Raw genomic sequence first — 12,201 nt, 5'->3', positions numbered from 1 at the left:
CTAATTTTACGTAACTATGGAAACCTTGCTCTGGATTATTAAGTCGTTTTGATAATCCATCGTGTACAGCTGGAGTAATGATTCGCTTGCGCTGCTGTTTTTCTTTTGAATTCAAAAGCATGGCGAATAAACCTCCTTCTTTATATAACTTGAGCCAAAGTTCCATACTACGAACGTGATATCCTAAATGTTCTGCCAAGGCTGATTGTGTAGAAAAGCTTGATTCTCTAATATGTAACAAAGATTGTAGTCGTAATACATTTTTAGGATTAGTCTCTTTTCTGATTAAATTCCGTAAATGACTTGAGGATTCTTTTACTTCTAATAATATATGCTTACCCATTCTTTAAATATACGAAAAATTTATCCGTAAATTGTGTTACTTCCTGATTATCTATTTGTGAAGGCGATTTAGAAGCCTTTTTAGAAACTCCATCTTCACTATCTAACTTACGCCAACGATAAATCCTATCAACTTTAACCCCTAATTCATTGGCTAATTCTTTTATGTTTTCTCGCTGATAGCTTAATTGAACAGCTTCTGATTTAAATTCTTTACTATAAAATCGTTTTTTCATTTTTCTAAGATATTTATTTAAACATAAACCGTCTTAAATATCTGTCCGAATAAAGGTAGCAACTCCAAGCGAACCCCTGTGAGAGATTTCGATACTCTAGAATTGTTTATACATCATCAAAATCAACAGTAATAGTTGCAGTAGTAGGGTGTGCCATACATGCTAAAACGAATCCTTCTGCAATTTCAGTATCGGTGAGAATACTGTTTTTTTCCATCACAGCAGTACCAATCGTAATTTTACAAATACAAGAACTACAAACGCCTCCTTGGCAGGAATAAGGAGCATCGATATCCTCTTCTAGAGCGGCATCTAAAATGGTTTTTTTCTGATCCATGGTAAAACAGAATTCCTCATCATCCACCAATATGGTTATATTGGATTTACCATCTAGATTGGTCTCTATTTCTACGGTTTCTGCACTACTGGTAAATAATTCAAAATGAATGTCTTCTTTTGGAGTGCCATTTTCGGATAGTATAGAAGAAACAGTATCGATCATTTCCTCAGGACCACAAAGGTAAAATGAGGAGAAGGAAAGATCTTTATATTTGTTTTTTATGATATAATTTATGGTTGACTTTTCTATTCTTCCAAAATGAGCATTATCCTCGTGGCTTCTACTATAAACAAATTCTATAAATAAACGGTCAGTATAATCTTGTTGTAATTTTGATAGTTCTTTATAAAAAATAGTTTCTTGTGGTGTCTTATTACCATATACCAATATAAAGCGACTATTGGATTCTTGTTTTAAAACAGCTTTTATCATACTCATTATTGGGGTAATCCCACTACCTGCAGTAAAGGCCCCATAGGTTTTTTGTGCTTGGGAATTGGTTGTGAGCAAAAAATTACCTTGAGGTGGGTGTACCTCTAGTATATCCCCTTCTTTTAATTCATTATTAGCAATGGTAGAAAAAGTCCCGTTGGGTATTTCTTTTACTGTTACTTTGAGGGTATCACATTGGGGAGCACTACAAATAGAGTAGGCCCTTCTTACTTCTTTTCCTTGCACCTCTGTCTTTATAGTGATGTATTGCCCTGCGGTAAAGGAGTAGGTGTCTTTTAACGCCTGCGGAACATCAAAGGTTATTGAGACTGCAAGAGAGGTTTCTCTAATGATATTACTGATAGATAGTTTATGGAAATCTGACATTGTAATTTTTCTAAAATATTAGATTTGAATCATCAAATCATGAAGTTAAACAACTCCCTTGATTGATTGTCAAAGGTCTTATTTCTTTAATTTTTGCCAAAAATAGTAAATGCAATAAAAGTAGCTTGATTTTATAGTAAAATTAGAGAGTAAAATATAAATTTTGCCCTCAAAAATGGAAACCAAAGATGAGGTTTCTATCTGTTTTTTACTGAAATCAAAGCAATAGAAATCACTTCATGAGAAAAAAAATGAATGATTCATGGTATATAGACAGAGTAGGGTATAGAAAAAATGAGTTCGACACCCTAATTGTTTTAAACTATTTTCGTTTTGAAGTAGGTACAAAAAAAAGAGAATGCTACTGCTGTGGTCAAAATATAAATAGTATTACATGATTAACTCCAGCAAGTGCCGTCAGGTTGTAGGCCAGGATAAGAATCCAAAAAGCATAACTCTGCAGCATAACAACATCCTTGTCAGCCAGAGCAATCCCTGTGACTGGTACAAGGCCTATGAGCAGCACCAGTAATGCTTTGCTGTTGTTTTTTGTTAAGTACTTTCCCTAGTATTAACAATTTTGATTTCATAATAAGAGTTTTAAGAGGTTTTACCTTAAACATTTATAGACACTCAAGGTGTGAGTCTAATTGATTTGTGTAAATAAATATGACAATGAAGTTATCAAATAATATTTATATAATCCCAAATTATGGAGTAGATTTTCTAAAACATAATTTTGGTGTAAAGGGAATAATTGCGATTTTCTAAATAACGTGACATATAACAAATTATTTTCTTTGATAACATTATTTAGATTCTCGTGATTGTGTTATATGCTTTATCTATTTGCACCCTACAGAAAACCAGTAAAAACATCACGATATTCATTGGTGGGAATTTCCATTCCACCACAAAACTGATATTCTCTGTCAGTTCTATAAGTAGCATAAATATTTGCAACACAAGAATAGCTCCCTCTAAGTTTTAGATTTAATTAGGTATAATAAATTTTTAAGTGGAAATAGCAATTAGAATGGTATAAAAAAGATGTTTCTATTGTTAATAAGTCAAACAATACTCCTGAAAACAATAATTACACATAGAAAAATATGTTAATAACCCGTTTTTTACTGAAAGAAATGTATTTTTACCCTGTATATTCTGTTTTTATGCAAAGTAAACACACTAAAAAGCTAGTTTTTTAGTTATCACACTTATAAAAATATCTGGTTTGGGAAAAAAAATATCACAAATCTCCTTAGTGTTACTTTTAGTTATTGTAGGGTTGGCTTGTTCTCGTAAGAAAAATAAGTTTGTAAATCGTGCATGGCATGATCTTACCACAAAAAATAATACCTTATATAATGGGCGTTTGGCCTTTGATAAAGGTAAAGAAGACATCATTCAATCATACAATGATAACTTTTGGGAGTTACTACCAGTAGAACGTATGATTGTAAGTGAGGATGTAAGGCTCCCTAATGAAGTTCTAAATCAAAATTTTGACAGAGCAGAAGAAAAAGCAGTAAAGGCAATACAAAGGCATAGTATGCTTATTGATAATAAGGAGCGTAATCCTAAAATTGATGAAGCTTTTTTATTATTAGGTAAAGCCCGCTATTTTGAGCAACGTTTTGTTCCTGCCCTAGAGGCATTTAATTATATTCTTTATAAGTATCCTACCAGTAATACAATCAATCATGCCAAAGTTTGGAGAGCCAAAACAAATCTTCGTTTGGATAATAATGATAAGGCTATAGAGGATTTAAACAGAATGATAGAGCAGGAGTTTATGAAACCTCAGGATTATGCAGATGCGGTTGCAATGATAGCTCAAGCATATATAAACATAGAAAAAAAAGATACTGCTGTTACCTATATTACCAAAGCCGCGGTACATACTAAAAAAAATGAAGAAAGAGGTAGGTATCTATATATAAAAGGGCAACTGCTCAATGAATTAGGGTACAAAGACAGCGCAAACTATGCCTTTGATCAGGTTATAGATTTAAACCGTAGGACACCCAGAAAATATATGATGAATGCCTATATGGCCAAGGCACGAAATTTTAATTACGACAATGGCAATAAAGAAGAATTTCTAGAATTATTGACAGATCTAGAAAAAAATAGAGAAAACAGACCGTTTCTAGATAAAATATACAATCAAAAAGCAGTCTACTTCAAAACCTTGGATTCTACTGACTTGGCAATAGAGTATTACAATAAATCATTGCGTACAAAATCTACAGACAAGTATCTGGAGTCAATCAACTATTATACACTAGGAGACATAAGTTTTGATAGAAAAGAATACGCCGTTTCTGGTGCATACTATGATAGTACACTACAGAGGATGGTAGTAAATTCAAAAAAATATAGGGTATTAAAGAAAAAACGAGATAATCTCGAGGATGTTATTTTATATGAAGGGATTGCCAGAACCAATGATAGTGTTCTTACTGTTGTGGCAATGACCCCAGAAGAGAGAACAGTCTATTATGCGGCATATACAGATAAGCTCAAAAGTAAGGCTATTGAGGCTGAAAAAGCGGCAGAGATAGCCAGAATAAAAGGGGAATTACCTGCAGAACAACGATATAGACAGCCAGGGTCAGGTTTTACAACCGCGACCAAAGGGCCCAATGCAGGAGAAGGAACTTTTTATTTTTATAATCAAACCATAGTGGCTTATGGTAAAACAGCTTTTAAAAGAACATACGGTAATCGTGAGTTGCAAGACAATTGGAGGGTTTCGAGTATTGCAAACCCAAGTGCTGTTTCTACAGTAGAAGAGAAAAAGAAAGAAGAATATTCTATAGACAAAGATCCTGCATTTGATCCCCAGACATATATAGCTCAATTACCATCTGATCCAGTTATCCTTGATAGTCTAAAGACTGATCGCAACTTTGCATACTATCAATTAGGGGTGATTTATAAAGAAAAGTTTCAGGAATATGATTTGGCTATCGATAAATTTGAAGGGTTACTAAAAAATGATCCTGAAGAGCGTTTGATCGTTCCTTCAAAATACAATCTATATAAGATTTATGTTTTACAAGGTAATACCATGAAATCTAATGGATATATGCAGGATATTATGAATAACCATGCAGAGTCTAGGTATGCAAAAATCCTTCAGAACCCCAATCAAGAATTAGAAGATGATAAGAATAGTTCAAAATCTATATATAATAAATTGTATAGAGATTTTCAGAATCAACAGTATGCATCTGTTATAAGAGATAGTGATAGAATGATTATAAAGTTTGGAGGAGATGAAGATTATTTACCAAAATTTGAACTGTTGAAAGCACAAGCAATAGGAAGGTATAGAGGATTTGAGGCTTATAAAGAAGCTCTCAATTATGTGTCGCTAAATTACCCCCAAAGTCCTGAGGGTAAAAAAGCACAGATGATTTATCAAATCACGATCCCTCAAATACAAGACAATGTGTTTTTGACCGCTACAGATGAGTTAGATAATCATAAATTAGTGTATACATTCTCTACCTTTGGAGAGAATCAAGCGCAAGCTTTAAAAGAAAATATCGAAGCAATTATTAAAGAATTGAGATATGATAAAATGAAAGTTTCGCTAGATATATATACTAAAGACGAGCAATTTGTAGTTGTACATACAAATGGTAGTAGATTGGTAGCAGAAGGATTGGGAGAGTTGCTGTCACTTGGTAAGACAGAAGATACCAGAGGAGTAGATTTAACAAAATGGGATAGAAAAAAGAAATACTATGAAAAAGTAGAGAACTCCTATTTTACGATTGCTTCGCCAAATTATAGGATAGTTCAGATCCATAAGAACCTGAAAGACTATGATCAAAAAGGACTTGAAATAGAAGAAACAGAATAAATTAACCCCCTTTAATATAATAACTATATTATGTTTTCAGACAACAAAAAAGGAAGAGACCAAGGTAGTTCAGCCGATTTCTCTCGTAATCAAAACAAAATTTCAGAAGGAACCAAGATCGTAGGTGATATAATCTCTGAAGGAGGTTTTAGGATAGAAGGTACCATAGAAGGAACATTTAAGACAACGGGTAAAGTAGTTGTTGGGAGATCTGGATTTATACAAGGAACATTAGAATGCTCTGATGCTGACTTTGAAGGTAAATTTTCTGGTAATCTTAATGTATCAAATACACTATCTTTAAAACCAACAGCACATATAGAAGGTGAAGTTACCGTAGGTAAACTAGCCGTTGAGCCAGGAGCAAACTTTAATGCATCTTGTTCTATGAAAGGTGGTGTGAAATCTTTGAGTAAGCCTAGTGAGCAAAAAACAGGACAACCGCAAACAGCGCAAGGACAGGGGAAATCAGCTTAGAAAATTTGCTAAATTCACCACAATAGGAATCCAAATGATGGCTATCATAGTTGGTGGGCATTATCTTGGAATCTATCTAGACGAAAAATTAGGACATCAAGTACCATTCTATAGCAAATGGGTAGGTATGGGTGCCGTTTTTTTGGCAATAACATCAGTGATTTGGCAAGTAATAAAAGAATCTAAATAATAAGTGTAGGTTATGCAAAATAGTATCTTTGCCATAACCTACATTTTATTGTTATTATTCAATGGTATATAAAACAGTTATCAAACCCTTAGCAATTCTAATTGCTACAAGTATTATTTTATATTGCATCCATAATTTTGTTATTGCAAGTTATATTGAAGCCTCTTTTAAGAGTTTTATTCACAAGCAACATTTGTTTCTACTCATAGCAACCCTCTTCGTTTACGGGTCTTCATTGATAGTTTATAAAATTAGTCCCAAAAATACTGGATTTGTTTTTTTAGGATTATTAATGGCAAAAATGATTATCGCAGGATTGTTTATATATAAGCTAGGATGGCTAGATGACCCAAAATCAATGCCTAGTCGATTGATTTTTCTTGTTTTATATATAATTTACTCCATTGTTTTGGTTTATGTTGTCTCTAGACTACTTAAAATATTTTCTGATAAATCACCATCATTATAGACATTCCTATAAAAACAGAAAAAAACTAAAACTCTATACGATTATTACTAATTAATAATGTACTTTTGCACCCAAATTCAGACGGCATATAAAAACATCAGAATTTAGGAAATGAAAGTATTTCAAAGATCTCTCAAGTACGCAATGATATTGCTGCTTATGTTTACAGGTACGGTAGTATGGGCTTCATCAGGTGATGAGCAACATAAATCAAAGGGTAATCCTATTGATACCAAAGAAGAAATTGACGCTTATATTAGGCATCACTTACAAGATTCTCACGATTTTATTTTTTACACAAACGGAGAAACAGGAACCCATTATGGGTTTCCGCTTCCAGTTATTTTGTGGGATGGAGGAATTAAGACATTTATGTCTTCAGAATTTCACCATGGAGAAAGCGTTGCAGAAGCAGGAGGTAGCTATTATAAGTTATACCACGGTAAAGTTTATAAAACTGATGCCCAAGGTACAATTACATTAGATGATCATGATCATCCAACAAATGCAAAACCATTAGACTTTTCTATTACAAAAAGTGTAGTAGGGATGCTGTTTGCTGGTTTGCTTATGTTGTTATTATTCTCTGCATTGGCTAGAGGGTATAAAAAAGGACCAATCCCTTCTGGGTTTGCAAGAGTTTTAGAGCCATTAGTTATTTATGTAAGAGATGAAATTGCAAGACCTAATATTGGAGAAAAGAAATATAGAAAATATATGGGCTTTTTGTTGACTGTATTTTTCTTTATTTGGATTTTGAATCTGTTAGGGTTAACACCACTAGGTTTTAATGTTACGGGTAATATTGCGGTAACAGTATGCTTGGCGTTGTTTACATTCTTTATTGTGCAGTTTAGCGGTAATAAAGAATATTGGAAACATATTTTCTGGATGCCAGGAGTACCTGTGCCAATGAAAATTATTTTAATGCCAATTGAAATCTTAGGGATGTTAACCAAACCTTTCTCATTATTGATTCGTCTTTTTGCTAATATTACAGCAGGGCACTTTGTAGTGATGAGCCTGATAGGATTGATGATTTTGTTAAAAGCTCAGTTTGGTGTAGTAGGATCAACAGGTATTTCTTTGATATTAACATTGTTTATCTCTGTTATAGAAATATTAGTAGCGTTTTTGCAAGCCTTTATCTTTACAATGTTATCATCGTTGTTTATAGGTATGGCTGTGGCAGACCATGATCACCATTAATATAGAAAAAGAATTTGTTTAATTATATAAATCAATAGTATGTACAATTTAATTGGAGCAGGATTAATCGTAATCGGAGGAGGAATCGGATTAGGTCAAATTGGTGGAAAAGCAATGGAAGGTATTGCTCGTCAACCAGAAGCAGCTGGAAAGATTCAAACTGCGATGATTATCATCGGAGCACTTTTAGAAGGTTTGGCTTTTGGAGCATTAATCTTAGGAAAGTAATCCTAGACAAAACAAACATTTTCCTGCAACGGTTGGTTGCAGGAAATGTTTATAAGTAATTAAGCAAGAATATATAAAAGATAATAATTAGACACAATGGATCAGTTATTAAATGATTTTTCTCCCGGATTGTTTTTTATGCAGGCAATCATCTTATTGATTCTTATTTTATTAATGAGAAAATTTGCTTGGAAACCTATTTTAAATAGTCTACAAGACCGTGAGGATGGAATTCAAGGAGCATTGGATGCAGCAGCAGAAGCTAAGAAAGAAATGCAAAACCTTCAGGCGGATAATGAAAGAATCCTAAATGAAGCAAGAGCAGAACGTGATGGCATGCTTAAAGAAGCTAGAGAGCTTAAAGAAAATATGATTACTGATGCAAAAGTAGAAGCGCAAGCCGAAGCTGATAAAATTGTTGCGCAAGCACAAGCAACTATTGCTAGTGAGAAAAAAGCAGCAATAGTAGATCTTAAGAATCAGGTGGCAGGCCTTTCTGTTGAAATTGCAGAGAAAGTAGTAAGAAAAGAATTATCTGGCAAAGACAAGCAATTACAATTGGTTGAAACTATGTTAGAAGATGTTACTTTAAACTAAACTAAATGAGTAGAGCAGCAATACGTTATGCTAAGGCAGTCTTGAGTTTGGCTCAAGATAAAAATATAGCCGATGATGTTCAGAAGGATATGCAAGGTATTATCACTACAGTTGGTGATAGCGCTGAACTCAGAATGGTATTAAGTAGTCCGTTGATCAAGAATGAAATCAAACTTGCTTCATTGCAAGAGATTTTTAAAAATACCAACGAGATTACGAAAAAACTTTTTGATGTATTAATTGATAATAAGAGAGTAGCTATATTGGCAGAAGTAGCAAAACAATATACTATTTTACACGATCAACTTAATAATACTCAAAAAGCAAAAGTTACGACAGCAATACCTTTGGATGAGGAGATGAATTCAAAAGTTTTAGCTAAGATAAAAGAGCTTACAGGTAATGAAGCTACTATTGAGAATGTAGTAGACGAAAGCATCATTGGTGGATTTATTCTACGAGTTGGTGATTTGCAATACAATGCTAGTATCGCAAATAAGCTTACAAACTTAAGAAGAGAATTAAGTAATTAAATACATACGTTTTAAAATATAAATTTAATAATATGAGAAAGAGTGTTCAAGCTCTTTCTTTCAAACTATTATAAAATGGCAGAAGTGAATCCTGCTGAAGTATCAGCAATATTAAAACAACAATTATCTGGATTTGAAGCTACGGCTTCACTAGAAGAAGTAGGTACTGTATTACAAATAGGTGATGGTATCGCCAGAGTATACGGATTGTCTAATGCTCAATACGGAGAATTAGTACAATTTGAATCTGGTTTAGAAGGTATAGTTCTTAACCTTGAAGAAGATAATGTTGGGGTAGTACTTTTAGGTTCTTCAACAGAAGTTAGAGAGGGTGCAATAGTAAAACGTACACAGCGTATCGCATCGATCAATGTTGGAGAAGGAATCGTAGGCCGAGTAGTGGACACATTAGGTAGCCCTATCGACGGTAAAGGTGCAATCGAAGGTGAAACTTTTGAAATGCCATTAGAACGTAAAGCTCCAGGAGTAGTTTTTCGTCAGCCAGTAACAGAGCCATTACAAACGGGTATTAAGTCTATTGATGCAATGGTGCCAGTTGGTAGAGGACAGCGTGAATTAGTGATCGGTGACCGTCAAACTGGTAAAACAACCGTTTGTATTGATACTATTCTAAATCAGAAAGAATTTTATGATGCAGGGGAACCTGTATATTGTATCTATGTTGCAATAGGGCAAAAAGCATCTACAGTAGCATTAATAGCAAAAGTATTGGAGGAGAAAGGTGCAATGGCGTATACAACAATTGTAGCGGCCAATGCTTCAGATCCTGCACCAATGCAAGTATATGCTCCGTTTGCTGGTGCAGCAATTGGAGAATATTTCCGTGATACAGGACGTCCTGCATTGATTATCTATGATGATTTATCAAAACAAGCAGTAGCATATCGTGAAGTATCACTTTTATTACGTCGTCCACCAGGTCGTGAGGCATACCCAGGAGATGTTTTCTATCTTCACTCTAGATTATTAGAGCGTTCTGCAAAAGTAATTGCAGATGATACAATTGCAAAAGATATGAATGACCTTCCTGATTCTTTGAAATCTAAAGTAAAAGGTGGTGGATCATTGACTGCATTGCCAATTATTGAAACACAAGCAGGAGATGTATCTGCATATATTCCTACCAATGTAATATCTATTACAGATGGTCAGATATTTTTAACATCAGATTTATTTAACTCTGGAGTACGTCCTGCAATTAATGTGGGTATCTCTGTATCACGTGTGGGTGGTTCTGCACAGATTAAATCGATGAAAAAAGTAGCTGGAACATTAAAATTAGATCAAGCACAGTTTCGTGAATTAGAAGCATTTGCTAAGTTTGGTTCTGATCTTGATGCGGCAACATTGAATGTGATTGAAAAAGGAAAACGAAACGTAGAAATCCTAAAACAAGCACAGAATGATCCTTATACTGTAGAAGATCAAATTGCAATCATCTATGCGGGATCAAAAAACTTGCTTAGAGATGTTCCTGTGAATAAAATAAAGGAATTTGAAAGTGATTATATAGAATACCTAAATGCAAAGCATAGAGATACTCTAAACACTTTGAAAGCTGGAAAATTAACTGATGAAGTTATTGATGTGTTAATCTCAGCTTGTAAAGAAATTTCAGCAAAATATAAAAATTAATAAGAAGTAAGTTGTATTGGTGAGTATACCTTACAAATACATAGCTTCAAGAGTTTAATATTAGAAAAGTATGAGTTTACATAGTAGCACACTACTTATTACTCAATACTCAATATTATAAACAATGGCAAACTTAAAAGAATTACGTAGTAGAATTACCTCTGTATCTTCAACAATGCAGATTACCAGTGCTATGAAAATGGTATCTGCCGCAAAGTTGAATAAAGCGCAGTCGGCAATTACTGCAATGAGACCTTATGCAGATAAACTTACAGAATTGTTGCAAAATCTGAGTGCTTCACTAGATGGTGATAGTGCAAGTGTATATGCAGAACAACGTGAGGTAAATAAGGTGCTTGTAGTAGCTGTTGCTTCTAATCGTGGTTTAGCAGGTGCTTTTAACACCAATATTGTTAAAGGTGTAAGAGAGCTGTATGAAAATCAGTATGCGGGTAAACAAGTTGATTTTGTTACCATTGGTAAAAAAGTGAATGACGTTGTATCAAAAACACATACAGTAATTGCAAATAAAAGTGAGTTATATGACGATCTTACCTTTGCTAATGTTGCTACAATAGCAGAAGAATTGATGGAGCATTTTACCAAAGGCTCGTATGATAAGATTGTAGTTGTTTACAATAAGTTTAGAAATGCAGCCTCTCAAGATGTAACTACAGAACAATTTTTGCCAATTGTTCCTGTAGAAAGTGATCAAGAGGTAAACTTGGATTATGTTTTTGAACCTTCAAAAGAAGAGATTGTAGAAGAATTGATTCCAAAGTCGCTAAAAACACAATTGTATAAGGCTATTCGTGATTCATTTGCATCAGAACATGGAGCACGTATGACAGCAATGCATAAAGCTACAGATAATGCTACAGAGCTTAGAGATGCACTTAAGCTATCTTATAACAAGGCACGACAGGCTTCTATTACCAATGAGATCCTCGAGATTGTTGGTGGTGCAGAAGCACTTAATAACTAATATTATATACTAATGATTTCAGCCTAGGCTGAAATTTATTGTAATAAATTGCCAAACCTCATAAGTTTTCTTATGAGGTTTGTTGTTTTGTTATGGGAGATTTCCATTTTAGAAGGAATGTATTCTTTTTCAATAGCTTTAAATCATAATTATACAATTTACGGATATTAACTTCGCATAAATGCGTCTAAGTAGTGATGATTACTTACTATAGATTTTATAAGTTCATTACTCATACTTTCT

General features: G+C 33.7%; 13 protein-coding genes. 10 read left to right on the top strand and 3 right to left on the bottom strand.

Translation table 11 applies throughout. The annotated features are described in order from the left end of the window. The 3 genes from CVD18_RS19015 to CVD18_RS19005 all read right to left on the bottom strand — a co-directional run. Window positions 1-343 (bottom strand): transposase (locus tag CVD18_RS19015; RefSeq protein ID WP_103867092.1); only part of this gene is annotated, 343 nt, incomplete at its 3' end. Next, window positions 336-578, bottom strand: coding sequence for a transposase (locus CVD18_RS19010; RefSeq protein ID WP_103867091.1), 243 nt, complete (start codon window positions 576-578; stop codon window positions 336-338). The genes CVD18_RS19015 and CVD18_RS19010, both read right to left, overlap by 8 nt. A gap of 106 nt (window positions 579-684) precedes the next feature. After that, entirely contained in the window at window positions 685-1,737 is a 1,053-nt protein-coding gene (locus CVD18_RS19005; RefSeq protein WP_103867090.1) for a ferredoxin--NADP reductase, read from the bottom strand. Between the two features lie 1,234 nt (window positions 1,738-2,971). Between CVD18_RS19005 and CVD18_RS19000 the strand changes: the two genes are divergently transcribed. The 10 genes from CVD18_RS19000 (at window position 2,972) to atpG (ending at window position 11,958) form a co-directional block, all read left to right on the top strand. Then, entirely contained in the window at window positions 2,972-5,614 is a 2,643-nt protein-coding gene (locus CVD18_RS19000; RefSeq protein WP_146052855.1) for a hypothetical protein, read from the top strand. Between the two features lie 30 nt (window positions 5,615-5,644). Continuing rightward, entirely contained in the window at window positions 5,645-6,091 is a 447-nt protein-coding gene (locus CVD18_RS18995; RefSeq protein WP_103867089.1) for a polymer-forming cytoskeletal protein, read from the top strand. After that, on the top strand, window positions 6,036-6,281 hold the full coding sequence (locus CVD18_RS23415; protein WP_255409472.1) for an AtpZ/AtpI family protein: 246 nt from the start codon (window positions 6,036-6,038) through the stop codon (window positions 6,279-6,281). The genes CVD18_RS18995 and CVD18_RS23415 overlap by 56 nt, the downstream gene beginning before the upstream one ends. 61 nt (window positions 6,282-6,342) lie before the next feature. Next, entirely contained in the window at window positions 6,343-6,750 is a 408-nt protein-coding gene (locus tag CVD18_RS18985; protein WP_103867087.1) for a hypothetical protein, read from the top strand. A gap of 111 nt (window positions 6,751-6,861) precedes the next feature. Further along, window positions 6,862-7,959, top strand: a complete 1,098-nt coding sequence (gene atpB, locus CVD18_RS18980; protein WP_103867086.1) for a F0F1 ATP synthase subunit A — start codon at window positions 6,862-6,864, stop codon at window positions 7,957-7,959. A gap of 39 nt (window positions 7,960-7,998) precedes the next feature. Beyond that, window positions 7,999-8,187, top strand: a complete 189-nt coding sequence (gene atpE / locus CVD18_RS18975; protein ID WP_004569351.1) for an ATP synthase F0 subunit C — start codon at window positions 7,999-8,001, stop codon at window positions 8,185-8,187. 96 nt (window positions 8,188-8,283) lie between these two features. Further along, window positions 8,284-8,784, top strand: a complete 501-nt coding sequence (locus CVD18_RS18970) for a F0F1 ATP synthase subunit B (protein WP_103867085.1) — start codon at window positions 8,284-8,286, stop codon at window positions 8,782-8,784. 5 nt (window positions 8,785-8,789) lie between these two features. Continuing rightward, the gene (gene atpH, locus CVD18_RS18965; protein ID WP_369858797.1) at window positions 8,790-9,317 is read left to right on the top strand and encodes an ATP synthase F1 subunit delta; all 528 of its coding nucleotides are present in this window, start codon (window positions 8,790-8,792) and stop codon (window positions 9,315-9,317) included. A gap of 75 nt (window positions 9,318-9,392) precedes the next feature. Beyond that, window positions 9,393-10,973, top strand: coding sequence for a F0F1 ATP synthase subunit alpha (gene atpA, locus CVD18_RS18960; RefSeq protein ID WP_103867084.1), 1,581 nt, complete (start codon window positions 9,393-9,395; stop codon window positions 10,971-10,973). Window positions 10,974-11,097: 124 nt separating this feature from the next. Further along, window positions 11,098-11,958, top strand: coding sequence for an ATP synthase F1 subunit gamma (gene atpG / locus CVD18_RS18955; RefSeq protein WP_103867083.1), 861 nt, complete (start codon window positions 11,098-11,100; stop codon window positions 11,956-11,958). The last annotated feature ends 243 nt before the right edge of the window (window positions 11,959-12,201 follow it).

This window comes from Aquimarina sp. I32.4, assembly GCF_002924285.1.
GTDB lineage: Bacteria > Bacteroidota > Bacteroidia > Flavobacteriales > Flavobacteriaceae > Aquimarina.
Note: the sequence above shows the minus strand (reverse complement) of the source record. Positions and strands in the feature narration are given on the sequence as shown.

Bases quoted from the DNA above. Each gene is read 5' to 3' on its own strand.
- CVD18_RS19010 (WP_103867091.1), bottom strand. From the start codon at position 578: ATGAAAAAACGATTTTATAGTAAAGAATTTAAATCAGAAGCTGTTCAA.
- CVD18_RS19005 (WP_103867090.1), bottom strand. From the start codon at position 1,737: ATGTCAGATTTCCATAAACTATCTATCAGTAATATCATTAGAGAAACC.
- CVD18_RS18995 (WP_103867089.1), top strand. From the start codon at position 5,645: ATGTTTTCAGACAACAAAAAAGGAAGAGACCAAGGTAGTTCAGCCGAT.
- CVD18_RS18985 (WP_103867087.1), top strand. From the start codon at position 6,343: ATGGTATATAAAACAGTTATCAAACCCTTAGCAATTCTAATTGCTACA.
- atpB (WP_103867086.1), top strand. From the start codon at position 6,862: ATGAAAGTATTTCAAAGATCTCTCAAGTACGCAATGATATTGCTGCTT.
- atpE (WP_004569351.1), top strand. From the start codon at position 7,999: ATGTACAATTTAATTGGAGCAGGATTAATCGTAATCGGAGGAGGAATC.
- CVD18_RS18970 (WP_103867085.1), top strand. From the start codon at position 8,284: ATGGATCAGTTATTAAATGATTTTTCTCCCGGATTGTTTTTTATGCAG.
- atpH (WP_369858797.1), top strand. From the start codon at position 8,790: ATGAGTAGAGCAGCAATACGTTATGCTAAGGCAGTCTTGAGTTTGGCT.
- atpA (WP_103867084.1), top strand. From the start codon at position 9,393: ATGGCAGAAGTGAATCCTGCTGAAGTATCAGCAATATTAAAACAACAA.
- atpG (WP_103867083.1), top strand. From the start codon at position 11,098: ATGGCAAACTTAAAAGAATTACGTAGTAGAATTACCTCTGTATCTTCA.